The organism is Pseudobutyrivibrio sp. JW11 (assembly GCF_900115355.1).
In the GTDB taxonomy this organism is placed as follows: Bacteria; Bacillota; Clostridia; order Lachnospirales; family Lachnospiraceae; genus Pseudobutyrivibrio; species Pseudobutyrivibrio ruminis.
In genome coordinates this window covers 176,910-200,409 of the sequence record NZ_FOWB01000003.1, presented here as the reverse complement: position 1 = coordinate 200,409, position 23,500 = coordinate 176,910, and the positions used below count along the sequence as shown (strand labels likewise).

General features: G+C 38.6%; 23 protein-coding genes and 1 tRNA gene. 5 read left to right on the top strand and 19 right to left on the bottom strand.

The genetic code is table 11. The annotated features are described in order from the left end of the window. Positions 1–87: 87 nt before the first annotated feature. Complete coding sequence (glgD, locus tag BM102_RS04805) at positions 88–1,206, bottom strand: glucose-1-phosphate adenylyltransferase subunit GlgD (RefSeq protein ID WP_044937248.1); 1,119 nt, start codon at positions 1,204–1,206, stop codon at positions 88–90. A 1-nt stretch (position 1,207) separates the two neighbouring features. Further along, the gene (locus BM102_RS04800) at positions 1,208–2,347 is read right to left on the bottom strand and encodes a glucose-1-phosphate adenylyltransferase (protein ID WP_090479441.1); all 1,140 of its coding nucleotides are present in this window, start codon (positions 2,345–2,347) and stop codon (positions 1,208–1,210) included. A 270-nt stretch (positions 2,348–2,617) separates the two neighbouring features. Here BM102_RS04800 and BM102_RS04795 point away from each other — a divergent pair. After that, positions 2,618–2,689 (top strand) — tRNA-Glu (locus tag BM102_RS04795). A gap of 88 nt (positions 2,690–2,777) precedes the next feature. Here BM102_RS04795 and xylB read toward each other — a convergent pair. From xylB to BM102_RS04760, 7 genes are all read right to left on the bottom strand, one after another. Continuing rightward, a complete protein-coding gene (xylB, locus tag BM102_RS04790; RefSeq protein ID WP_090479438.1) occupies positions 2,778–4,235 on the bottom strand; it encodes a xylulokinase in 1,458 nt (485 codons plus the stop codon). A 4-nt stretch (positions 4,236–4,239) separates the two neighbouring features. Continuing rightward, on the bottom strand, positions 4,240–5,724 hold the full coding sequence (locus BM102_RS04785) for an L-fucose/L-arabinose isomerase family protein (RefSeq protein WP_090479435.1): 1,485 nt from the start codon (positions 5,722–5,724) through the stop codon (positions 4,240–4,242). Between the two features lie 144 nt (positions 5,725–5,868). Next, complete coding sequence (locus BM102_RS04780; RefSeq protein WP_090479432.1) at positions 5,869–6,489, bottom strand: zinc ribbon domain-containing protein; 621 nt, start codon at positions 6,487–6,489, stop codon at positions 5,869–5,871. Between the two features lie 126 nt (positions 6,490–6,615). Then, entirely contained in the window at positions 6,616–7,590 is a 975-nt protein-coding gene (locus BM102_RS04775; RefSeq protein WP_177194903.1) for a ribonuclease H family protein, read from the bottom strand. 2 nt (positions 7,591–7,592) lie between these two features. Next, entirely contained in the window at positions 7,593–8,423 is an 831-nt protein-coding gene (locus tag BM102_RS04770; protein WP_033153513.1) for an AraC family transcriptional regulator, read from the bottom strand. Beyond that, a complete protein-coding gene (locus BM102_RS04765) occupies positions 8,423–9,181 on the bottom strand; it encodes a GNAT family N-acetyltransferase (RefSeq protein WP_090479426.1) in 759 nt (252 codons plus the stop codon). The genes BM102_RS04770 and BM102_RS04765 overlap by 1 nt, the downstream gene beginning before the upstream one ends. Before the next feature lie 10 nt (positions 9,182–9,191). Next, entirely contained in the window at positions 9,192–10,448 is a 1,257-nt protein-coding gene (locus tag BM102_RS04760) for a DUF6273 domain-containing protein (protein ID WP_090479423.1), read from the bottom strand. Between the two features lie 188 nt (positions 10,449–10,636). On the opposite strand from BM102_RS04760, the gene BM102_RS04755 reads away from it, so the two are divergent. Beyond that, a complete protein-coding gene (locus BM102_RS04755) occupies positions 10,637–11,341 on the top strand; it encodes a hypothetical protein (RefSeq protein ID WP_044937238.1) in 705 nt (234 codons plus the stop codon). Here the strand turns inward: BM102_RS04755 and BM102_RS04750 are convergent. The 4 genes from BM102_RS04750 to BM102_RS04735 are packed head-to-tail and all read right to left on the bottom strand — an operon-like array spanning position 11,338 to position 14,727. After that, positions 11,338–11,841 (bottom strand): shikimate kinase, encoded by a 504-nt coding sequence (locus tag BM102_RS04750; RefSeq protein WP_090479421.1) that lies wholly within the window; start codon positions 11,839–11,841, stop codon positions 11,338–11,340. The genes BM102_RS04755 and BM102_RS04750 overlap by 4 nt on opposite strands. A gap of 34 nt (positions 11,842–11,875) precedes the next feature. Then, positions 11,876–13,345 carry a carbohydrate-binding domain-containing protein gene (locus BM102_RS04745; protein ID WP_090479414.1) on the bottom strand — a complete coding sequence of 490 codons (1,470 nt, stop codon included), beginning with the start codon at positions 13,343–13,345 and terminating at the stop codon, positions 11,876–11,878. Between the two features lie 12 nt (positions 13,346–13,357). After that, positions 13,358–14,029: a DUF4956 domain-containing protein gene (locus BM102_RS04740; RefSeq protein ID WP_044937233.1), complete on the bottom strand. Its 672-nt coding sequence runs from the start codon at positions 14,027–14,029 to the stop codon at positions 13,358–13,360. Positions 14,030–14,049: 20 nt separating this feature from the next. Beyond that, on the bottom strand, positions 14,050–14,727 hold the full coding sequence (locus BM102_RS04735; protein WP_090394453.1) for a polyphosphate polymerase domain-containing protein: 678 nt from the start codon (positions 14,725–14,727) through the stop codon (positions 14,050–14,052). Positions 14,728–14,909: 182 nt separating this feature from the next. On the opposite strand from BM102_RS04735, the gene BM102_RS04730 reads away from it, so the two are divergent. Continuing rightward, positions 14,910–15,467, top strand: a complete 558-nt coding sequence (locus BM102_RS04730; RefSeq protein WP_090479411.1) for an alpha/beta fold hydrolase — start codon at positions 14,910–14,912, stop codon at positions 15,465–15,467. A gap of 49 nt (positions 15,468–15,516) precedes the next feature. On the opposite strand, the gene BM102_RS04725 is transcribed toward BM102_RS04730, so the two are convergent. Further along, positions 15,517–15,885 carry a desulfoferrodoxin family protein gene (locus BM102_RS04725; RefSeq protein WP_044937227.1) on the bottom strand — a complete coding sequence of 123 codons (369 nt, stop codon included), beginning with the start codon at positions 15,883–15,885 and terminating at the stop codon, positions 15,517–15,519. Between the two features lie 635 nt (positions 15,886–16,520). Here BM102_RS04725 and BM102_RS04720 point away from each other — a divergent pair. Then, positions 16,521–17,555 (top strand): GGDEF domain-containing protein, encoded by a 1,035-nt coding sequence (locus BM102_RS04720; protein WP_090479408.1) that lies wholly within the window; start codon positions 16,521–16,523, stop codon positions 17,553–17,555. A 104-nt stretch (positions 17,556–17,659) separates the two neighbouring features. Here BM102_RS04720 and BM102_RS04715 read toward each other — a convergent pair whose 3' ends face one another. Genes BM102_RS04715 through BM102_RS04695 form a run of 5 tightly spaced genes read right to left on the bottom strand, consistent with a single transcriptional unit; the run spans position 17,660 to position 22,524 of the window. Then, complete coding sequence (locus BM102_RS04715) at positions 17,660–18,502, bottom strand: SAM hydrolase/SAM-dependent halogenase family protein (RefSeq protein WP_090479405.1); 843 nt, start codon at positions 18,500–18,502, stop codon at positions 17,660–17,662. A 1-nt stretch (position 18,503) separates the two neighbouring features. Further along, entirely contained in the window at positions 18,504–19,355 is an 852-nt protein-coding gene (locus BM102_RS04710; RefSeq protein ID WP_090479403.1) for an SAM hydrolase/SAM-dependent halogenase family protein, read from the bottom strand. A gap of 15 nt (positions 19,356–19,370) precedes the next feature. After that, complete coding sequence (locus tag BM102_RS04705) at positions 19,371–20,204, bottom strand: energy-coupling factor transporter transmembrane component T family protein (RefSeq protein WP_090479400.1); 834 nt, start codon at positions 20,202–20,204, stop codon at positions 19,371–19,373. Next, positions 20,194–21,903, bottom strand: coding sequence for an ABC transporter ATP-binding protein (locus tag BM102_RS04700; RefSeq protein ID WP_090479397.1), 1,710 nt, complete (start codon positions 21,901–21,903; stop codon positions 20,194–20,196). Before BM102_RS04700 ends, BM102_RS04705 begins: the two co-directional genes overlap by 11 nt. Before the next feature lie 60 nt (positions 21,904–21,963). Then, the gene (locus BM102_RS04695; protein ID WP_090479394.1) at positions 21,964–22,524 is read right to left on the bottom strand and encodes an ECF-type riboflavin transporter substrate-binding protein; all 561 of its coding nucleotides are present in this window, start codon (positions 22,522–22,524) and stop codon (positions 21,964–21,966) included. A gap of 216 nt (positions 22,525–22,740) precedes the next feature. Between BM102_RS04695 and BM102_RS04690 the strand changes: the two genes are divergently transcribed. After that, positions 22,741–23,496, top strand: coding sequence for an amidohydrolase family protein (locus BM102_RS04690; protein WP_028235459.1), 756 nt, complete (start codon positions 22,741–22,743; stop codon positions 23,494–23,496). Positions 23,497–23,500: the final 4 nt, after the last annotated feature.

Below are 23,500 nucleotides of genomic sequence, written 5' to 3'. Positions count from 1 at the left end.
TTCTTTTCGAAAAACTACAGAAATACTTTACCACATCTATAAAAAAAAGGCGAGTCAGTCTGTTAGTTTAGACTGACTCGCTTTTAATTAAAGTTTATCATTACGTTTTACATATGTAGGGGTGACAGATTCTGATACAATCTTCTTGATTTTCTTCGCCTCAACCCATTTATCTACTACCGCATTTTCGATATAAACTCCATCTCCAATATCAGCGTAGGAAAGAATAATTGAGTTTCTAACTACTGCCCCTTTTCCAATATGAACATTTCGTCCGATAATGGAATTTTCAACTGTACCTTCTATCAAGCCGGCATTACATACCATTGAATTGGTAACACTTGCGCCGTGGAAATATTGTGTTGGGCAAGCGTCTGTTGTCTTGGTATAGAATGGCCAATCACTTGTGAAAAAGTCCATTGCCGTTGCATATTCAAGCATCTCCATGTTTGCCCTGTAGTAGTCATCCAGGCTTGTTATTGCTGCAAAGAATCCTTTGTGCTGGTAGCCTCTCACATCCAGTGTCTCGCACGCTAATGCAATCATGTCCGCAAGAGAATATGCAGATGATTCTTTCTTGGCCTTTTTAATCAAATCAACAAATATTTCTTTCGACATTACATAGGTGTCCATACTGATAAGCTTTTCCTTAGCTGTACCCATGTTGCGTTCCAAAGACTGTACGCCCTTTTGCTTATTCAAGGTAACCACATTACATGCTCTGTAGTATTCCTTCGCCTGGTCTACCTTATGATAAAGCAGGGTAATATCTGTTCCAGATGCCACATGCTCGTCTAAAAGCTTTTGATAATCCTGTTTGTAAATCATGTAGCTAGGAGCCACGATTACATAGTCCTGAGGCATGCGCTCTATCTGCTCCAGGTTTTCCAGATAGGCATTAATATCTGTGTTGTAGATAGAACTGTGACCATTATTCTGTGTAAATAACAGCTGGATGTTGCCTCGTTTTGAATTGATATTGTAGTGGCGTCCATCACCGATATGTTCAACAATGGAACGTGGTCTACTGTTCAAATATACGTGTATACGATTTATACCGCTATTACTCATATTTGAGATAGGAAAATCGATAACTCTAAATCTTCCCAGGAATGAGAAAGCGCCAATTGGTCTATAGTCATGAAGACCTTCTACTCTTATATAGTTTGCGGCGGAATTAATCACGCCAAATGCTTTGTTTGCCATATTAATCCTCCCCCTTTACATTTTTTGCAACAAGAAGGATTTCCTCGCTCTTCTTATTTCCTACTTTGGCGTTCTTTCCTATTCTGATATTTTCAGCCACAAGAGCTCTTGTTACAGTAGCTCCTTCTTCAACAATAGCCCCCGGCATAAGCACTGAATCTATTATCTTTGCACCAGGTGCAATCTTCACATTTGAAAAGATAACCGACCTGGAAACCTCTCCACCTATGTGAGCGCCCTGGTTGATATATGCACCATCAATCTTTGCAGAGGATGCAATATACTGAGGAATGATTCCCGTATCTTCTGTGTAAATCTTCCATGATGTATCATCCAGATTAAGCTCATTGTCGCTATCCAGAAGATCCATATTGGCTTCCCAAAGGGAATCAATAGTTCCAACATCCTTCCAATAACCTGAGAACTCATAGGCATAAAGCTTTTTATCTCCATTTAACATTACCGGAATAATGTCCTTACCAAAATCATGGCTTGAGTCAGGATTCTTCATATCCTCTATCAGAAGCTTTCTCATAGTCTTCCAGGTAAAGATATAAATACCCATAGATGCCAGATTACTCTTTGGTTTCTCTGGCTTCTCCTCAAACTCGATGATTCTTCGATTATCATCTGTGTTCATTATGCCAAATCGACTTGCCTCTTTCATTGGCACACCACGAACAGCAATTGTAGCATCTGCTCCCATCTCCTTATGGAAGGTAAGCATTTTGTCATAGTTCATTTTGTAAATATGATCACCTGACAGTACCAAAATATACTCTGGATCATAAGCATCAATAAAATCAATGTTCTGTGAAATAGCATCTGCAGTACCTCGATATACATCAAGACCACAGTCTGCCTTCTCTCTAGGTGTAAGGACGAAGACACCACTATCCTTTGTGTCCAATCCCCATCTTCCACCTGCCGCAACATAACTGTTTAGCAAAACAGATTCATACTGTGTCAAAACACCTACGATATCTATTCCACTATTAGCACAGTTACTGAGTGGGAAATCGATAATACGATATTTTCCACCATAAGCAACGGCTGGTTTAGCAACTTTCTTGGTTAACTCATGCAGACGGCTACCACGACCACCTGCTAGAATCATAGCTAGCATACTTGTCTGAGCCATATTATCCCCCCCTAACTTTCTTCTTTTATCTCCTTCAGTAAACAAACAACACACGTTTTATAGATAATATTTTAATAGTTTTGCACAAATAAGGCAATGTTTTGAGCATTTTTTTATGCATTTTTCTTACATTTGTTGAGCACAACATAATCAAAATATTGTTCTGTATTGTCTTAATTTTCGAATAATTCTGAATTTAAAAAAATTGTGGGTTTTCTCTTGACTTAGGGGCTGGGCCATAGTATTATATGTCTTGTCGTTAGGACATATGGTTCCTTGGTCAAGCGGTTAAGACGTCGCCCTCTCACGGCGAAAACAGCGGTTCGATTCCGCTAGGAACTGCTAAGAGCATCGCAAATGCGATGCTCTTTTTTTGCATATATCAATATAAATAAAAATGGCGCCAGCTCCTATGCTAGCGCCTTATTTATTAGAATAAACTCTTTACTGTAGGATAAAGCTTCTTGAATTCCTGATATCTCTCTTCGTATTTACGAATTAATTCTGGATCAGGCTCTACTGTTGTCTTTACCTTTACAAGCTTATCACAAGCCTCTTCTACTGAAGCATACTCACCGCATCCTACAGCTGCAAGGATTGCACCACCAAGTCCTGGGCCTTCCTCATTCTCCAAAATATCAAGCTTCAGATTCATAACTGATGCAATAATCTGCTGCCATAATGGAGACTTTGCGCCGCCACCGCAAATCTTGCTTCGCTCAATAACGATACCCTGGCTGCGTGCAACCTCCAGCGAATCACGAAGACCAAATGCTACGCCTTCAAGAACAGCCTGTGTCATATCTTCACGTGTTGTATCCATAGACATGCCGATGAACATTGCACGTGCATCAGGATTGTTGTGAGGACTACGCTCTCCCATAAGGTATGGAAGATAGAATACACGATTCTCACCAAGATTCTTAATACCAGCCTGCTCTGCAGGATAATCCTTTGTCTTTAGAATTTCATCCATCCACCACTTATTGCAAGATGCTGCTGAAAGCATGCAGCCCATAAGATGATATCCACCATCTGCATGATCAAATGAGTGAAGTGCATTGGCAGGGTCTACTGTAAAGTTCTTGCTTGAAATAAAGATTGTTCCAGAAGTACCTATTGAAAGATTGCACTTGCCCTCTCCAACTGTACCTGTACCAACAGCAGCGGCAGCGTTGTCACCAGCACCTGCGATAATCTTTACATCATTTGTAAATCCAAGCTCTGCTGCAACATCTGGCTTGATAGTGCCAACCACTTCATAGCTCTCGTAAAGCTTAGGAAGCTGAGCCTCAGAAACATGGCAGATATCCATCATTTCCTTGCTCCAGCATCTATTCTTAACATCAAGTAAAAGCATACCACTGGCATCAGAATAATCTGTGCAGAAGCTTCCAGAAAGCTTGTATGCCAAGTAATCCTTTGGAAGCATAATCTTTGCTACCTTAGCCCAAAGGTCTGGCTCATTTTCCTGCATCCAAAGAATCTTTGGAGCTGTGAAACCAGCAAAAGCAATATTTGCTGTGTAGGCAGAAAGCTTGTCCTTTCCAATTACATTGTTGAGATATTCTGTCTCTTTTCCTGTACGTCCATCATTCCAAAGAATTGCAGGACGAATAACGTTGTCATCTGCATCAAGTGTTACAAGGCCATGCATCTGACCACCAAAAGAAATACCAGCTACTAATGATTTATCAACCTCTGCTGTAAGTTCCTTCAAGCCAGCCATAGACTGAGCCCACCAATCCTCAGGCTTCTGCTCAGACCAGCCAGGATGTGGGAAGCTAAGAGCGTATTCTTTTGAAACTATTTTTTCTATGGTGCCATCGGCAGCCATAAGCAAAAGCTTAACTGCCGATGTACCAAGGTCTACTCCTATATAATACATAATATTATCTCCATGGATTCTCTGTTGGGTAACGTACGCCTGCTGGCTGGTTATATCCGATTTCGTCTACCTCTACTCCGATGTACTTGAATACTTCGTAGAGAGCCTTTCCATAGTGACCGAATGCAACTGCTCCGTGATGTGGGAATCCCTTTTCGATTAACCAGTGACGATAGAAGCGTCCCATTTCTGGAATAGCAAATACACCGATTGAACCGAATGACTTTGTACGTACATCAAGAACCTCGCCCTGTGCGATGTAAGCACGAAGGATGTTGTCTGCTGTAGACTGAAGTCTGTAGAATGTGATTTCACCTGGAGCGATATCGCCTTCAAGTGTTCCGTTTGTAACTTCCTCTGGAAGTGTACGAGCCATAATCTTCTGGTTTCTCATCTCACAGAATGCAAGCTTCTTAGAGCATGTATTTCCGCAGTGGAATCCCATGAATGTATCCTGAAGTGTGTAGTTTGTCTTACCCTTGATTTCCTCGTTGTACATATCCTTTGGTACTGAGTTGTTGATATCAAGAAGTGTAACAATGTCTTCTGAAACAACTGTACCGATGAACTCTGAAAGACATCCATAGATATCAACTTCGCAAGATACAGGAATACCTTCACCTGTTAATCTAGAGTTTACATAGCAAGGAACGAAACCAAACTGTGTCTGGAATGCAGGCCAGCACTTGCCAGCGATTGCTACGTATTTACGATATCCCTTGTGATCTCTTACCCAATCCTTAAGTGTAAGTTCGTACTGAGCAAGCTTTGCAAGAACCTCTGGCTTCTTGTTTCCAGCGCCAAGTTCTTTTTCCATATCTGCAACAACCTCTGGAATACGGCTGTCACCTTCATGCTTATTGAATGCTTCGAAAAGATCAAGCTCTGAGTTCTCCTCGATTTCAACACCAAGGTTGTAAAGCTGCTTGATTGGTGCATTACAAGCAAGGAAGTTAAGTGGACGTGGTCCAAAGCTGATAATCTTAAGGTCTGAAAGTGCGATTACGGCACGAGCGATTGGCTCGAACTCATGAATCATATCAGCGCAATCCTCAGCATCACCTACTGGATACTCTGGGATATAAGCCTTGATGTTACGAAGCTGTAAGTTGTAGCTAGCGTTGAGCATACCGCAGTAAGCATCGCCTCTACCATCAAGAAGGCTGTTGCCTGACTCTTCTGCTGCTGCAATAAACATCTTTGGTCCTTCAAAGTGCTTTGCAAGAAGTGTCTCTGAAATCTCAGGACCGAAGTTTCCAAGATATACGCAAAGTGCGTTACATCCTGCTTTCTTAATATCCTCGAGAGCCTGTACCATGTGGATTTCGCTCTCTACTATACAAACTGGGCACTCATAGATGTGCTCTGCACCATACTTCTTTGTATAAGCCTCAATAAGTGCCTTTCTTCTGTTTACTGATAAGCTTTCTGGGAAGCAGTCACGAGAAACTGCTACTACACCAATTTTTACATTTGGCATGTTGTTCATTGTAATTACCCTCCTTTAATAACGCGGCTCCTTTTACATAAAAATAAAGCCCCCAAAACGTTTTCGATAATCAAATGATATCAAACAAAACATTTTGGAGACTTTTAAATCTTTACTATGTGATGTCAATTTTTTGACATTTATTTAGTTAACATATACATCGCGTCTGTTGTTGAAGTATGTGTGGTTTACAAAAATCATAACGATTGAAACAACAACTGATACTATGATTGATGCATCCCCTGCAAATGAGAAAAGGATGATTGAACTAGCCGCAACATAAACAATAGATAAGCCAGCCTGTACAGCATATACTAAGCAAACCAATAATCCTGTCTGCTTCTTGCACTTAATGATAGATAAAGCTGCAAATACATTCAAAGCAACTGTACCAAGTAAGCAAACACCATAAATAATATTTAACACCTGAAGAACTGGGAAGTAATCGTAAATAAAACTAGCATCACCGTTGTAAATTAAACCAGTAACAAACTGAATACCACTAGCTAAATTTAAGACTGCGCCTGCCCACAAAGCAAAGTATCCAAGGAAGTGTGCCCATTTCAAACCAAGGACTGGCTGTGGTGTGTAATACTGTGTTGAACCATCAAACTGTGGTGCTGGATTAACTGGAGCGCTAGCCTGTGCTGCACTAGCCTCTGCCTGTGTCTGAGCTGTATCATTTGCCTGAGCTACAGGATTACCGCAGTTTGGACAGAATAGTGTACCTTCTTCTAACTGTGTACCGCATGAACTACAAAACATATCATTTTCCCTCTTTTCTTTTATTTTAGATCTGAATTCGCCCTTCAAATCTATCTGCTGAAATTATAATATACTATATTGCAATAAATATCAATACCCGACTTTAAAAGTATTTAAAAAATACTATTAATTCCTATAATCTGCCAATCTATCAGAAACTCCATTCAGGAATTCTGCCATTTCAAAGGATACTTTTGGTATATCCTGGGATTCGTAAACAGCCTTTCCTTTAGTTGCTTTTGCCTTATCTTTGTAGGCTGCATGCTCTGATGGCACATAAAGGAAGTTGATTTCCATGCCCTGCTTCAAGTATTGAAGACTGGCATTTATAAATATCTGAAGCATGTAGTCATCCATCTTATGGATTTTCTTAAAGGCTCCAGAGAAATACTTCGCAGGAAGATTGTTATCCTGATAAATGTGGATTTGTTTCAATCCCAGACGAGCTGCTATGTACATAGCAAACAATGCAGCAAGCTCCTCTCCTGCCACATTTGATGCTCTAAACAGCCAGTCGAAGTCTGTACCTCTTTCAAGAGCATATCTGTATAAGCTGAATTTAGATTCCTCAGCATTATAGAAAACTACGCCAAAGAGAATTCTAGTGCTTTCGAAATTGGCGCCCACTTTATCGCCACCACCATCTACGAAGGCAATATTTACATCCGATGAAACACTGTCAAAATCACAGCCATAGCGAGACATCAAAGTCCTTACATCCTCATTTGCGCTAATGTCATCAATAGAAACTGGCGATGCAAATGCAGTCTTGAAGGCTTTTGTAATAAGTGCCACCTTGTCAATGCACTGCTCCTTAATCTGAGAATCAAGAATGCTGTATTTGCCTCCATCCTCTACAGTTACCTTTTGAAGATTCTGGAAAGCATCAGCTGCAGTCACAATATCATTTTTAACAGTTGCAGATTTAGCAGCTCCGCTACTTACAGAGCCGCCTTTCATAAAAGCCTCTGCCTCTGCCATAGATGTAAAGCCCTTAAACACAGGCCCCTTGAAGCCATCAACTTGTGCCTTAGCCTCATCCCATGTGTGATATATTCCAGGCTTTCTACCTACTCTGACTGCATATACTTTCTTTGCCATTATTATTCATTACTCCTTCTGTACTCGCTTGGGAGTACTCCGTATTTATCTCTGAATGCATTTGAAAATGCCTTTGAATTTGGGAATCCATTTCCCAGAGCAATATCTACAATCTGGCCATTTGTCTCTTCCAATTCCCGGACTGCATGCTCTAATCTAATGCCAAGCAGATAATCCTTAAAATTGATACCTGCATGCTTCTGGAACATTCTGGAAAGATATGATGGAGAATAATTAAACTGCTCCGCCATTGATTCCAAAGAAATGCTTTCCGCATAATGGTCCTTCATGTATCTCGTGATATTTGAAAGCTTTTTCAATTGCTTACTGTTCTTAAGTATCTCTTCGTTAACATTAAACTTTCGATATTTTGTAACCAAAATATAAAGAAGCTCATAATATAAGCTAAGAACCTGAAGCTTGTTTGCTTCCTCTCCATTTGTATAAATAAGATACATCTCCTGCAAAAGTGTAAACACACGATGATCTGTTTCTCTGTCTCCATGTGAAAACCAGATAAACTGCTCATCTGTAAAATACTCCGCAAATGTATCCTGTGGAATCTGTAATACCACAGTTTTATTAACATCTGGAGCTGCTATACTATGAACCTCGTTGCTATTAACTATAACAAACTCGCCACCGTTAAGAGGAAAACGCTTTTCTTGGAGAGTAAATTCCAATCTGCCCTCCCATACAGCAAAAATCTCGATTGAACGGTGCCAGTGTTTTTCCCTTACATAATTTCCATTCTGGCCTTCAAATGCAAAAAGCTTGAATGGAAGCCCCTCATCAGTCACTACTACTTCATGCTGATAGTTCTTTAAATCCATTACAAAATCTCCCTAAAATACCTACAATCTCCATCAGTTTCGTATCCCACAATAACGAAACCGAGTTTTTCTAACAAATGTCTGCTGGCTAAATTTTCCGGATCACATCTAGCAATCAAGCTTGTGAGCCCATATTCATCCCTAGCCAGTTCCATTATCTTTGAGCAAACCTCATAGGCCAATCCCTGCTTCCATCTGCTGGATGCAATAGCAAAGCCCATTTCCGCCTGGTTTTCTCTATCGCAGGTTTCCCGCACTTCTAAACCTGCTCTACCTATTAATTTACCCGTGAATCTATCGAAAATCAACCACATTCCAAAACCATAAAGCTTGTAAATATATTCTATATAGTTTTCCTCATACTGCTTTTCTTCCTCATACTCAAAAAGCGGTTCCATATAATCAGTCATATGTGGCTCAGAATACAATTCAAATAGTGCATCCAAATCAGCCATCCCAAATTCTCTTATAAAACACCGCTCCGTATATGCGATATCCCAAGGGATGCCTGCACATCGCCTATAGATGTTTTCAAAATCATCGTCTTCTATTTCATCTACATCAATAAGTACCTGGGAGCAATTAATAGGCTGAGCACCTTCCTTTTCGTAGGCCGCCACCGGTATATGCTTGCTTGTGCACTCATCAACAACAGCCTGGCTATCAGTCAGCACCAAAGTGCCAGGCTCATAGTCAGGCTGTAATTCTGTTACATCGTTTATTATTATTTTTCTTTTAAGGAATCTTTCCTGAGTCACGCCTCTACTCCTAGGTCACATCAATACGGCATGTCATAGTATAAGTCTTGCCATTTGATTTCTTCATTCTTACAGTCAATGTGCCTGTTCCTTTGCCAACTGATGTAATCAACCCATTAGAATCAACAGTGAACACACTGGCATCTGAGGATTTGTATGTCACATTGTATTGCTTATCAGTACTGTTTAAGTAATCAAGATTAATCGCTACCTGTGCAGTACTGCCGTTGGTCATAGAATAGGAAGCATCATCTGGAAGTGTAATATTTCCTATATTAGTACCATTATTAGCATATTTCTTTGAAGAAGTAGCCTTTGCTGTAGATGTGCTACTTGTTGATGTAGTTGTAGCAGCTGTTGTGGTTGCACTGCTTGCTGTACTTGCAGTGCTTGTTGTACTTGTCGAACTGCTTGTTGAACTGCTTGAAGAACTACTTGTAGTATCTGATGTAGTAATGGTGTCTGTTGAAGATGTGTCTGTACCTGATTCAGCAGCCTTCTCCTCATCAGTCTTGCCCAGCTTTACATACATAGCTGGTCTGATTCCATCGCCAAGATAATAGTACTTTCTTTCAATAAGCTTCTTTGTGTCATTTACAAAAAGTCCCTGAGCTGGATCATCATAAGCGTTTGTTCTAAGAGGCCATGTGTTGCTGGTCTCGTATTTCATAGTATCCTTGTACTCTGTGTACTCATCAGTTGAAAGGAAGAAAATATAATCAGAAGTTGTACTCTGATTGTTGTAAATATTCATATTAAGAGAGTTCTTTACATTTCCTGCAAGGTAATAAGCATCCAAAGTAGTGTCATGATAGAAATTCATAAGACTTGTCTGGGCTGCTTCCTCAGTAAGAGATGTCTTCTGAATTGTGGCTCTTTCCGCATCTGTAAAGCACTGATTATAGAAAATCTGATTGAGCCAGCCTCTCCAATAGTTGTCCTCCCATTTAACATAGCCAGCAGAGGAATTACTATTTAAATACATCTGGTTAATTGAATCTCTGTATGCAAGTACCGAATATGAATGTAAGGTTTTTCTTGAAACAAGAAGGGCAACCTTTGTAGTATCGTCATAAGTAAGAATTGTCCAGTTGATAATATTTCCATCCAATGTTCCAAAAGCAATATCATCACCTTCTGCATATGTTCCCGATGACTTCTTTTTAGCTGCATCCGCCTGTAATGACAGTCCAAGTACTGCCACCCCCATAAATACGGCCAGCGAAAAGGCCAATATCTTTTTTGAAACTTTGATTGCTCTTCTCATATATAATCTCCTAACACAAAAATATGTGCATAATTCCCTTTATATCCTTATAGTAATATCGTGCATTTTTAAAGTCAAATTAATATTGGATAATTAACAAATTTATCATTTTTGATAATTGTAAATTTCAATTTCAGTTGCTATACTATCCTTCTGTATAAAGTTATATCGAGTTTTAAGGAGACATAATGACAAAGAAAGAAATGTTTAAAATGTTGCACGATGAAGAGCCTGTTCTTCGTGCAGAAATCACTGCATTGTACTCAGTTTTAGATCACAAGCTGGGGCTTCACGGTGCAGAAGTTCCAATCACATTTGGAATGGATGAAAAGGCCCTTGGTTCTTATCTTCCACCTTCATATGATGATGAAGAACAATTCCAGTTTTCACTATTTTTCATCGGCTTCTGCTTAAATGAGCAGCTTTCAAAGGCCGATCGAATCAATTTATATAAGCATGAATATGCACACTACATGACACGTCACATCAGCATCCCAAGCGAATACACATGGCAGCCAGGAGTTCACGGCAGTGCATGGAAATACTGCTGCAGCCTTATCGGCGCCATCCCTGCAGATTACTACGTAGAAGGCCAGAGCCTTAAAAAGGTAGACTATGATTCAGTTTTAAAGCGTCCTACAGTAGACCACAAGCAGGTTCAGATGCTTGATACTTATCGCACACAGCGCGCTTACAAAAATATGGAAAATTCGAAAATACGATATGAAGTAGGCGATGTTGTTTCTCATCCAAAATTTGGAGAGGGAACAGTCAAAGAAATTGAAAAGCAGCCATCATCTGTACGTCTCCACATCTTATTCGGAGACGAAGTCAAAATCATCGATCAGAAGTGGCTTGTAAAAACTGGCTACAAAAAAGTTTCGGAAACCTAAGTTTCCGAAACTTTTTTCATAACCGCATCTAGTGTTTCCTCGAGGCCAAGGCCAGCCTCATCTACGGTAACATCTGCATATTTTTCATAAAGGGGAATTCTTTCGTCGTAAAGAGACTTAAGATTCTGCCCATCTTTAAGAACAACGCCGCGGCCTTTTAGGCTGCCAAGTCTGCTATCAAGTGTTTCATAATCAAGCTTAAGATAAACAATAGTTCCAATTTCCTTTAGGTGCTCCATAGCCTCCGCACCATAGATAACACTACCACCAGTTGCAATAACTGTTTTTGTGGATGAAATGCTGGCATTCACATCGTTTTCTATTTTAAGAAAACCTTCCACACCTTCCTCAGCAATAATCTCCTTAAGCAAACGCTTTTCACGCTTCTGGATAAGTAAATCCGCATCTACGAATTCAAATCCCAGTTCCTTTGCCAATACAACACCCAAAGTACTTTTGCCAACACCTGGCATACCAATTAGAACTACGTTTTCTTTCATTTTAATTATGTCTCCTAATCATTCACTATAAATGTTAGGGGTATTGTACACGATTTCCTTTTCCAGCGCCACCCATTGGGCCCATTTGGTTCTCACCATCCATCTGGCCCATGCCGCCCATCTGGCCCATGCCACCTGCTGTGGCCTCTCCTACAGTAGTTACCACATCTTCAAGTGTAACTGTTTCGGATTCATCACCTACGCAGATTGTATAGGTTTCACCTACAGTTAAATCCGGACTACTAATATTAACTGAAGAGAAGCTATATGGAACTTCCCATGAAAGGATTTCATTTCCATCTGCATCTACAACAGAAACTGTAGTTCCAGCTTCCATAGAAGCGCTAGTTATGTAAAGTATAGATGCCTGTGTGGATGTACTATCAAAGGATTCTGCCATGCCACTACTTCCTGCAGCAATAATTGTTCCTCCTGTGATTACTGCAACACCACCATTTTCACTTGCGTAGTCAATCGCGTTATTCATTCCGCCATCAGTTAAACTTACAAAGATCGTACCACCTGATATACGAATATCACCGTTAGAATCAATGCCATCTGCGTCGTTACCACCTTCATTAAATATTCTTAATGTTCCACCACTTATGCTAATGTATGTTTCTTCATCTTCTGTCGAACCTCCATTAGCATTTATGCCATCATCTGTTGAATAGATAGTGATATCTCCATCTTCTATTTCAACAATGACTGCTTCAATTCCTTCGTAAGAATTGCTTATGAGAATTGTGCCTCCGCCAATGTATACACTGGTATCGCAAGTGATGCCATCATCTTCAACATCAATAGTAATATCTGCATCTGTTATATTCAGAGCATCATTTGCTTTCAAGCCATCATCTGGAGCTGTCACGGTGATTGTTCCACCAGTGATAATCAAATCATCCTTTGAAACAATGCCATGTGAATAGCCGGTTGTAACAGTCAAGCTACCACTTCCATTTATAGTTAAATCATCGTGGGAGAAAATTGCTCCATCTCTATCATCTTCAACTGCTTCTTCGGAATACTCGCTACCTGTCTCAACTGTGTTTTCAGAGCCTTCTGCCAAAGTTAAAAATACCTTGTCTGCCTGCTCTACGATAATTCCTGCATCATCTTCGCAGTAAATATCTACCCCATCAAGCATGATCCATACCTTTGAGTAATCTTCAGCAGCTACAACAATACTTCCATCTGTAAGCTCTCCGCTTACTAGGTAATAACCCGACTGGGCAATGTACACATTACCATCATTTACATAAGCTCCTGACCCCGAAACAGTTATGTCATCTCCTTCTAATGTAATAATTGTCGCCTCGGAAGTATCCCAGTCCCCATCCATGTCATTGGTTGTAAAATATGACGATGTGGTGGCTGTTTCAGCATCCTCATCAACCACCACAGTAAGTCCAAGCTTCTCGCCGTTCATAAACAACACTGTAAGGATGATGGCCAGTATCAAGACCACTACGCAGATGATGTCAATTCTTTTATTAGTTGACATAATCTGTCCTCCTTATCCCATGTAATCGCCGTTATAGCTTACAAGTACTGCACTTTCTACACCTTCCATATCTGATAACTCGTTAATGAAATCTGTGTTGTCTTCCTTAAGTCTGATTTCAAGATTCAGTTCAATCTCGCCCTTTCTTGCAGTCTTGCTCTTAACTGCACACTTAGTTGTCTTCTCATTTAAATACTGCATTGCTTCCTTCTCTGTAAGAGAATCCTCACAACGAAGAACTACGATATATGGATTAACATTTGATTTACGATTCGCAAATACGGTAATCATTACACCGATAATCACACTACCAAATACTGCAAGTGGAATCATTCCTGCCGCAAGCACAATACCTGCTGCAATTGCCCAGAAAAGAAAAGCTATATCAAGAGGTTCCTTGATGGCTGTTCTAAAACGAACAATTGATAAGGCACCGACCATACCTAATGAAAGAACTACGTTACTGGTTACTGCCAAGATAACGAATGTCGCAATCATTGTAAGAGCTACTAATGTCACACCAAAATTTGCTGAATACATTACTCCTGCATATGTCTTCTTATAAATAAAGAAAATAAATAAACCAATTGCAAATGATAATGCCATGGCAATTACCATGTCTAAAACTGTTACACTTGTTACATTGCTTAAAAAGCTTGATTTAAAAATATCGCTAAATGTCATAATCTTCACTCCTTCTATCCTTAACCATAAATCCTACACTGTGCATACTTTGAAAACGCCTGCACTCTTGTTCCTGGGATTTGTACAGCATCTCTTATTATTTCTGGCAGATATGCATCCCATTTAACCTCCAATATGATTGGAGCGTCACCCGCTGGAATTGTTACACATTCCGGATTTAAGAAATCCGTTCTATTCATCCCTGTTCTGATGTCGTAATCCAACGTAACTCTTACATTTCCAGGCCCATATATAAATGGCTCTCTGGTGTAATCAACTATGGTCATTGGTCTCATTCCCTGATATCGCATCTTGCAATACAGCTCCTGAATAAGGGAATGTGGGGAATCAATCATCCAATCAATGTCTCCATCCACTATCTTCTGTGCCTCTTCCGCTGTTAATGGAGCATGGTATTTTGTTCCAAGACCATTGAATTTACTTTTCTTTTCAAGGTGGATAATTCTAGTATCGAAGTTGTAATATCTTATGCGAAATTTCTCTCGCATGTTTACCCCATCCACTTTTTCACGAAGTGCTTTGTCATTCAGATTATCAAAATAAAGACTTCTTATAAGATATTTTCCGTCGATTGTATGTGGATCAGGTATCGCTATAGCTGACATCCTTTGCCTTATTGTTAGCAAGTCGGCGTAGGTTATAGCGTGTTTCCATTCATGCCTATACCTCTTTTCCATAATTCACTCCTATCTGTTGCTACTTCTGTATCATTTAGCGGTATATTAATCCCGTCAAGTGTGTGCAACATGATTGTAATGTGAACAAATCGGTACAGGTTTTGTGTTTTTTAGGTTTTTCTAAGGACTTTTGATTGCTATAATAGATTCGTAGAATTTTTCTTATTAATGAAAGGAACACTATGGATAAGAATTTAGCTGTAATATTTCCAGGAGTTGGATATCACTCAGATAAACCACTTTTATACTACTCAAAGAAGCTTGCCAAGAATCATGGCTATGAAATAAAAGAAGTTAAATATACTTTTTCTAAAGATTTGAATTCTATTAAGACAGATGCCTTGCAGGCTGAAGCTGCAATCAATGAAGCTTTGGCGCAGGTTGTGGAGCAATTAAAGGATGTCGACTTTTCTTCCTATGATAATGTAATCTTCATCGGCAAAAGCATCGGTACAGCTATCGCTGCCAAATACGCCTTTGACTACGGCATCGACGCAGAAAGTATAGTCTTCACACCAATCGAAATGACTTTCGCCTATATCAATGCTTGTGAAGGCTTTGTCTTCCACGGAAGCGATGATCCTCTTTGCGATACTGATATGTGCGTCCAGCTTTGTGATGAGCTTTCCATCACATATGCCGTCATCCCAGATGCAAACCATTCCCTTGAAACAGGCAATGTGGATACAGATATTCAAAACCTTCATAGAATAATGAAAATAGTTGATGGATTATTTTAATAAAAAAAGAGCTTTGGATTATCTCCAAAGCTCTTTGCTTTTATTAACATTATGATTTCCATAATCCGTGTAAGTTGCAATATGCATAAGCTGCAACCACTGAATCGCCATCTGTAAGAGCAAACTGAGCGCATGGCTTCTGACCTGGCTCGAGGACCTTTCTCTGAGCTCCCTGCTTTGTTTCGATAGCAATCCACTCAATGTAGTGCTCTGGAGCCATTGGATGCTCAACAGAACCAACCTCAACAGTAACCACATTTCCCTCTACCTTACATACAGGAACATGCTTTTCAACTGCACCATCAGATGTACCAGGAACAAGTTCCTTCATCTTCTGACCACAACATGACATTGGAGCACCGGACTCCTTAATCATACCAACAAAATTGCCGCAAACCTCACATACATAAAATTTCATACCTAGCCTCCTTTTACAAGATACTCCCCAACTGTAGCTTCATTGTAACATATGGGATTCCAATAGTCTTTAACTACACAAAAAACACACAAATTATTGTGTAAAATATAGTTGTGTTAGCGGATTGGCTAGTCGTATGCTGTGATAATTGAATTCTTATATCCAATATTTTTGAATTGAGTTTTAATTGCAGAATTCTCGACTCAATTAGTTCAGATTGAGTTGTATCTTTATATTTTTTTGTTCCTACACTGGGACTATTTTTGAAATCCTACCGCCAGATTTGCAAAATCCAGATTTCACCCGTAGTTTTTGACCCCTGTGTGTATAAACTAGGCCTCATGAGTGTAGCAATGTATATTATCTAGATAGATAGCGAGATGCTCTAGCGATTTATATTCCAGATAGGTACACACTAATGCAGTAGTGGGCATTTCACTACGGTTGGAAAATCAAAATAAAGCTTTCGCCCGTAGGGTCAAAAAAGATATGCCACAGAGGGCAATAAATACATATTCCCTACGCTGTTTTTTAACAATTATATGATACTTTTATTTTGCATTGTTGCATGATGTAAGTAAAAAGTATTGTAAATACAATATTCTCGTATATATGACATATGGAGGAGTACCGCAATGGTAATGAATTTAAGAAACGCTAAAATCATGGGAAGCATTTTTTCTTTCAATTTCATGGTTATCCATGCAATTTTCCTATTTATTTTTATTAAGTATTCCATTCCACCGATGGCAAAAATAAATGTTATCAGCGTATTGTTTTATTTCTTTTTAATATTTGGCTGTCACTTTGGATGGCTTAGATTATTTACAGTGGGGATATATCTTGAAGTTATTATCCATATGTTTTTTGCTGTAATTTATACGGGATGGGATAGCGGATTCCAATACACTATGCTTGGAATGAATGTACTTGTTCTTTATTCTGAGTATGTTGGACGAAACTTAAAGATAAAAAACGTTATTCCAATGATGCCATTTGGCTTTTTAGGACTGGCTCTTTATCTTAGTTCATATATTATTGTTTATTTTAATGGCGCACCATATTCTCTGCCAAAAAATATAAACTTTTTCCTAAATATTATTCTGGGTATAGTGGTTGTTTCTATCACCCTGATTGTAGTTCAGATATTTATCCTGATTGTAATTTCTTCAGAAAAAAAACTAGAGTTTCAATTATCTCATGACCACTTGACAGGCCTTCCAAACAGATATTACTTTGCTGACAAAGTTAAAGAAATAAAGGAAGAAGAAGGATTAGAAGGATATTGGTGTGCTATATTTGATATTGATAATTTTAAAAGCATAAACGATACCTATGGTCACAATTGTGGTGACTACGTATTATCTACGCTAGGTGACATGGTCTTAAAAAGCGAAATTGATAATTGCTGCCGCTGGGGTGGCGAAGAGTTTGTGGTACTTGCAAAATTTGATAGTGAAGATGATGCATATGCCTATTTTGATGAGAGGAGAAAAGAGGTTGAAGCCTATGACTTTAAATTCAACGGATTTCCTCTAAAGGTAACAATAACCATAGGTATGGCTGCTTGTACAACTAGCGACGCCAAGGGAAATGAAACCTGGATTAGTGAAGCAGATGAAAAGCTATACTACGGAAAGAACCATGGAAAAAATCAAGTAGTGAGATAAAAAGAAAAAGTCCTTAGAAACCGAAGTTTCTAAGGACTTTTCATTTTAATATATACAATAGCCTAATTCCTCATATTGTGTCATTTGTGTATGCCTATCTTATCTTAAGAGATTTTTGAAAATCTGATTTTCCAAGGGTCTCTTGTTCCGATATTATAGGCCTTGGCAAAGCTTCCCTGGTTTATTGCAAGAGCCATATAATCCATTGAATTAGCATAAATTAATGCTTCTCCAATTTTAACATCAGCAAAGGTATTAACATACTGCACGAAAGAATGGTAAATGGTTGTTTCCCCCCTGGTAATTGTCACATCCACCAAATCACCAGCCTTAAATGACATCTTTTCAAAGGCTTCTCGTCCAATATTTGTCCACAATGAGCCAAATCGTACATCTAAGGTTTCAATATTTCCTTCAATGAAATCTTCACCAATTTCTGGATACATGCCTTGCATTATGACGATTTCTTCTACAGGTATCTCTGATCCAATCTCTTCATAAGAAATTTGACCTGAAGCAAGAAGGGCTCCCGTGTAGCCATACACATCCCTTCCATGGAACGTATATGAATTCTCACTATTCTTTCTCCTTCCAACTTCCTCACTGATTTCTCTTACTGACTCAATACCAATTACACGACTAACATGTGATATGGAGCCATTATCAGGAGTAACAATATACTGCCCTCTTTTTGTTTTGACAACAATACTTCGTCTTTCACTTCCAACACCAGGGTCTACTACTGTAACAAAGACAGTTCCCTTTGGCCAAAATGGAACAGCCTGAAACAATCTGTAGGATGCTTCAAAAGTGTCAAAGGGTGGTATATCGTGAGTAAGATTGTAGATCTTAAGAGTAGGCTCAACTGATAGTGCTACTCCGTACATGGCAGCAACGGCACCGTCTGATAATCCAAAATCGCTTTGAAAAACTAATAACTTACTCATATCATTTTACCTTCCTGATTTCTATAATATATTCTGGTCCAAAGTAAACCTTATATTTTTCCATAAAGCTCCCCTGTGAAAGAGCAAGTGACACATTCATCAATTCATTGTTGTAAAGAATAGCATCACCCTTTTTTACATCTCCAAAGGTTTTACCAAATCTGGTAATTTGATCATAAAGCTTTTTTCCATCCTTAGTAACAGTTATTGCCACATCATCTCCGTAGGAAAAACCATTCTCAAACATTTCTGCCACAGGAATATTCGACCAGCAATTTCCAAAATTAGGATCATCTATTTCTATTATCCCCTTGAGATATCCCTCGCTGCCTTCAGGTGTTGAAATATCAAGTGTTACAATATCGTCTACACTATATTCATTGCCAACCTGCTCATAAGAAATTATTCCAGAAGCCAATCTGGCACCACAATAGCCAAACAAATCTCTTCCGTGAAATACTGATGTTCCTTCTGTCTGTTTTAAGCGATTTATGCTTTCATCAATTTCCCTGACCTCTTTAATTCCGTGCTTTGCTTTTATATGGGTGAGTGCTCCATTATCTGGTGTAACAATATAATATCCGTCATTAGTCAGTGCCACACATGCCTTTCTACTGGTTCCAACTCCAGGATCAACAACACTGACAAAAACTGTTCCCTTAGGCCAAAATTGCACATATTGCTGCAATCTATAGGAAGCGGACCATATATCATATTGTGGGATTTCGTGGGTAGCAGTCACTATTTCAACATCCCTTGAAACACTGCGCACTGCCCCGTACATTGCAGCTACAGCCCCCTCCTTATATGTAAAATCTGTTTGAAAAACCATAATTGGTAAAACTTCCTGCATCACTTTTCCTCCTAATTATATGAATGGGTTGTAATAGATACTTTTATTAATAAAAAATCTCACCCATAATGTAAGTAAAAATATTAATAAACAAATCAATATTCCTATATAATCAACCTTTCTCAAAGGCTTGGCTGCATACCAGGTTCGCTTTTTATGCTTTCCAAAACCACGCAAATCCATTGCATTAGATATTATGTCAATTCTATCCATGGTTGTCATAATAAGAGGTACTAAAATGGCAGCTACATTTTTTATTCGCTCGGAGGTTTTTGCTTTTTTACTCATGTCCAGACCTCTAGCCTGCTGAGCTAGTGATATTGTGTTATAATCATTTGCCACATCAGGAAAATATCTAAGGGTCAAAGACAATGAGGTACATATTTTATAGCTTACACCTATTTTATTTAGTGAAGATGCGAATTCACTTGGATTGGTGGTTAATATGAAAATAATACCAAGCGGTATTACAGACAGATATTTCGCCGTCTTGGTAATCTGGTAAAAAAGCTGTTCTACTGTAATGTCATAATTTCCAAGGACATTAACTAAAACGTGCTCTGTACCATATATCTCAACTCCATACTTTGGAGCAAATAAAAAGGTCAGAATAAAATTAAATACAAGAAAAATCCCTACATAAATTAGCATCATTTTGATTTGAGAAAACCGTATTTGAGATATTTTCATCATTGCATAGGAAAATATCATGATGCCAATAATTATTCTAATATCATACGTAGCCATAATTGCTGTTGTAAGCAGCAAAAAACATATAAGCTTTGAAAGTCCAGACATTTTATGAATAAGGGTATCAAGACTGCTGTAAGAAAAGACCTTAATTTTCATTTCTTCTAACCCTCCTGTCATAATGAATAAAACACTCCACAAAGCTTAATGGATCATCAATTCCAGCCTTCAACGCTAAATCAAATAATGAGGTTTCCTTTAGATTTGCCTTTTCTGTTAAATCTAGGTCACACAATACCTCATAGGATTTTTTGTCTGCAAGCTTCTTTCCATCACATATAACTATTGCTCTATTTGTGTATTCAAGCATTAAATGCATGTCATGGGTTATTAGCAGAATAGTCTGCCCATTCTCATTTAGCTTTCTAAGGAATTCCATAATTTCTGAATAATGGAAGAAATCCTGCCCTGCTGTTGGCTCATCCAAAATAAGTATTTTAGGATTTAATACCAAAATCGAAGCAATCGTAACCCTCTTTTTTTGTCCAAAGCTTAAAGCACTTATTGGCCAATTTCTAAATTCATATAATCCACAGATTTTTAGAACTGCATGAACCTTTTCTTTTATTTCGTCCTCATCAACATTCCTTATTCTAAGACCAAATGCAACCTCATCAAAAATCATTGTCTTCGAAATCATCTGATTAGGGTTTTGCATTACTATTCCAATATACTCGGCTCGTTCAGAAATAGAGTATTGTGATAAGTCTTTGCCTTCCATGAGTACAGTGCCCTCGTCAGGCTTTATGAACCCACAAAGAATAGAAGAAAGCGTTGTTTTTCCGGCTCCATTTTTGCCAACTATACTTACCATTTCTCCTTCATTGATTATCGCATTTACGTTTTGAAGAATTGGTCTTTTACCGTCATAAGAAAAGGAGATGTTTTTAATTTCCAAAAGTGGTGAATTATTTTCCTTTTGCTCCCGGACATGATTTGATTCATACCAGCTTCTAATTTTGTCCTTGCATAGTTCTACATTAAAGGTTTCCAAATATGCAGGCTTCAATTCAGGCACAATATCAATCTTGGCATATTTTGCTGCAGTCAAATACAAGGGCTCTCGTATACCGTATTTATGCAAAATATCGCTGGAAAGTACATTATCTGGAGTGTCGTCCATAACAATGGAGCCATCATTCATCACTACAATCCTGTCAACCTTTTTATGTAACACATCCTCCAAGCGATGTTCTATTATGATGACAGTTTTATCATTTTGGGAAATGGAATCAATAAGCTCAATTGCTATTTTTCCAGTCTTAGGATCAAGGTTTGCAAGAGGTTCATCAAAAAGAAGAATGTCTACATCATCAACCATAACTCCTGCTAATGATACCCTCTGTTTTTGACCTCCACTTAAATCGTGGGGATTTTGGTTTAATAGCTGCCCCATATCAACAATGTTGGCAATTTTCTGCACACGTTCATGCATCAGTGATTGCTCAACCATATCGTTTTCCAGGGCAAAGGCAATATCTTCGCCGACACTTAGTCCAATAAACTGTCCATCACTATCCTGAAGAACCGTTCCCACATGGTTGGACAGTTCAAATAAGCTGGAATTTTTATTTTCTATTCCATCCACAAATAGCTTTCCATCTATCTTTCCCTTGTGGGCAAATGGAATCAGTCCATTTATGCAGTTGCCAAGAGTACTTTTTCCTGAGCCAGAAGGTCCAAGTATCAGTACCTTTTCCCCTTTTTTTATTTTCAAATTTATGTTTTTAAGGGTGGGCTGACTCTGTTCAAAATACTGAAAGCTATAATCCCTAAATTCTATTAAAACATCATTCATCAATACTAACCTCAATAAAAAATAGGGAAGGCCTCTTAGCCTCCCCTTTTATTTCTTAGCTTAATCTTCTTTTGCCAGGCTTCCTTTTTTTGTTTTTGTAGCAGAATAAGCCTTCAAAAGTATAATGCCTACGACTACAGAAACAATGGCATCCACAACAAAAGCTGTTGCTCCCTGAATGAATACTTTATTTGCTGGTTCGCTATATAAAACAATATCAAGGACAGGCGCAACCAGAATCCAAGCAATTGCATTTGCTATTACAACCCATACTGTAAAGAAAATGATTTCTGTTTTTCCAAATCTTCCTTCTTCTACTGCAGATGATACTTTCTTTGCCGCAAATCCTGAAATAAATCCGCTAACACCTGATGCCACAACCCAGCTCCACCATGGTGAGCCATACTGAATAAAATCAGAAAGTGCATGTCCTACAAATGCTACCAAAAGTCCTGCAACTGGACCAAACAAGGCTGCAAAAAAACTAGATACGCCATAAGCAATCTGCAGATTAGTCTCTGGCACTGGAGAAGGCACCTTTACAAACATAAATAATACTAGGAATAAGGCCGCACCTAATCCAGTAGCAACAATTGTTTTTGTAGAAAAATTATTCTTCATTATTAATTCCCCCTTCTTATAATCTTGTAGTAAATATAAATCTATTCCACTATCTGGTCAACTGTTTATATCTCAGGAAAAAATGAGAATGATTTATAAATTATATTTATAACGCAGTCCTTTGAAACTGACCCCTAAAAAATAATCAAAACTAGACATTTCAAAGTGCACAGGAATCCTATAATATTTTCTCCAACAAAAGGAGGAGAACTTGTTATGTATGAATTTACTGATTTTAAAAAGATTGATATGCACTCGCATATTGGAACCTGGGGTAATCCATTTAACTTTAGTGGGGATATTAATTTAGTTATTGATTTGATGGATAAATTTAATATAGAAAAGACAGTCTTATGCCCCTCTGATTCTTCTAAAAACGCGGATATTCTAGAAGCTTATGAAAAGGCTAAAGACAAGATTATTCCAGTGCCTTGGGTTGATTGCACAAAAGAACAAGCTGCCTATGACGAACTAGAATATTTAATTCGTGATAAAGGCTGCAAGGGGGCAAAGATACAATCTTTATTCGATGGCTATGCTGCTGATTCTCCAATAGTAGATCCAGTAGCTGAAATCTGTGAATCCTATAATGTGCCTTTCTTTGTGCATTCAGGACATGAACCTTTCTCATTGCCTTGGCAGATAGGGCTTTTAGCAGAGCGACATCCAAAATGTAAATTTGTAATGCTTCATATGGGGCATGGCCATGGAATATATGTTGAGGCAGCTCAGACTATTGCTAAAAGATATAAAAATATATGGCTTGAAACTTCTGGCACTTCAATGACTGCTCAGATTTTCAATGCTTATAAAAACGTGGGAAATGACAGAGTTATGTTTGGACTAGATACGCCATTTCATGCACCAGAGGTGGAAATCCAAAAGATTCTTTCTTGCCCATTAAAAGAAAAGGATTATGAGAACATATTCTATAACAATGCAAAGAACTTTTTAGGATCACTTTTAGATTAGGGGG

What these genes read in the sequence shown, in the direction of transcription:
- BM102_RS04730 (WP_090479411.1), top strand. Translation starts at nt 14,910, where the DNA reads ATGGATAAGAATTTAGCTGTAATATTTCCAGGAGTTGGATATCACTCA.
- BM102_RS04690 (WP_028235459.1), top strand. Translation starts at nt 22,741, where the DNA reads ATGTATGAATTTACTGATTTTAAAAAGATTGATATGCACTCGCATATT.
- BM102_RS04780 (WP_090479432.1), bottom strand. Translation starts at nt 6,489, where the DNA reads ATGTTTTGTAGTTCATGCGGTACACAGTTAGAAGAAGGTACACTATTC.
- BM102_RS04715 (WP_090479405.1), bottom strand. Translation starts at nt 18,502, where the DNA reads ATGAGTAAGTTATTAGTTTTTCAAAGCGATTTTGGATTATCAGACGGT.
- BM102_RS04700 (WP_090479397.1), bottom strand. Translation starts at nt 21,903, where the DNA reads ATGAATGATGTTTTAATAGAATTTAGGGATTATAGCTTTCAGTATTTT.
- BM102_RS04740 (WP_044937233.1), bottom strand. Translation starts at nt 14,029, where the DNA reads ATGACATTTAGCGATATTTTTAAATCAAGCTTTTTAAGCAATGTAACA.
- BM102_RS04725 (WP_044937227.1), bottom strand. Translation starts at nt 15,885, where the DNA reads ATGAAATTTTATGTATGTGAGGTTTGCGGCAATTTTGTTGGTATGATT.
- BM102_RS04695 (WP_090479394.1), bottom strand. Translation starts at nt 22,524, where the DNA reads ATGAAGAATAATTTTTCTACAAAAACAATTGTTGCTACTGGATTAGGT.
- BM102_RS04760 (WP_090479423.1), bottom strand. Translation starts at nt 10,448, where the DNA reads ATGAGAAGAGCAATCAAAGTTTCAAAAAAGATATTGGCCTTTTCGCTG.
- BM102_RS04770 (WP_033153513.1), bottom strand. Translation starts at nt 8,423, where the DNA reads ATGGATTTAAAGAACTATCAGCATGAAGTAGTAGTGACTGATGAGGGG.
- BM102_RS04735 (WP_090394453.1), bottom strand. Translation starts at nt 14,727, where the DNA reads ATGGAAAAGAGGTATAGGCATGAATGGAAACACGCTATAACCTACGCC.
- glgD (WP_044937248.1), bottom strand. Translation starts at nt 1,206, where the DNA reads ATGGCAAACAAAGCATTTGGCGTGATTAATTCCGCCGCAAACTATATA.
- BM102_RS04705 (WP_090479400.1), bottom strand. Translation starts at nt 20,204, where the DNA reads ATGAAAATTAAGGTCTTTTCTTACAGCAGTCTTGATACCCTTATTCAT.
- BM102_RS04745 (WP_090479414.1), bottom strand. Translation starts at nt 13,345, where the DNA reads ATGTCAACTAATAAAAGAATTGACATCATCTGCGTAGTGGTCTTGATA.
- BM102_RS04710 (WP_090479403.1), bottom strand. Translation starts at nt 19,355, where the DNA reads ATGCAGGAAGTTTTACCAATTATGGTTTTTCAAACAGATTTTACATAT.
- BM102_RS04785 (WP_090479435.1), bottom strand. Translation starts at nt 5,724, where the DNA reads ATGAACAACATGCCAAATGTAAAAATTGGTGTAGTAGCAGTTTCTCGT.
- BM102_RS04800 (WP_090479441.1), bottom strand. Translation starts at nt 2,347, where the DNA reads ATGGCTCAGACAAGTATGCTAGCTATGATTCTAGCAGGTGGTCGTGGT.
- BM102_RS04755 (WP_044937238.1), top strand. Translation starts at nt 10,637, where the DNA reads ATGACAAAGAAAGAAATGTTTAAAATGTTGCACGATGAAGAGCCTGTT.
- BM102_RS04775 (WP_177194903.1), bottom strand. Translation starts at nt 7,590, where the DNA reads ATGGCAAAGAAAGTATATGCAGTCAGAGTAGGTAGAAAGCCTGGAATA.
- BM102_RS04750 (WP_090479421.1), bottom strand. Translation starts at nt 11,841, where the DNA reads ATGAAAGAAAACGTAGTTCTAATTGGTATGCCAGGTGTTGGCAAAAGT.
- BM102_RS04720 (WP_090479408.1), top strand. Translation starts at nt 16,521, where the DNA reads ATGGTAATGAATTTAAGAAACGCTAAAATCATGGGAAGCATTTTTTCT.
- xylB (WP_090479438.1), bottom strand. Translation starts at nt 4,235, where the DNA reads ATGTATTATATAGGAGTAGACCTTGGTACATCGGCAGTTAAGCTTTTG.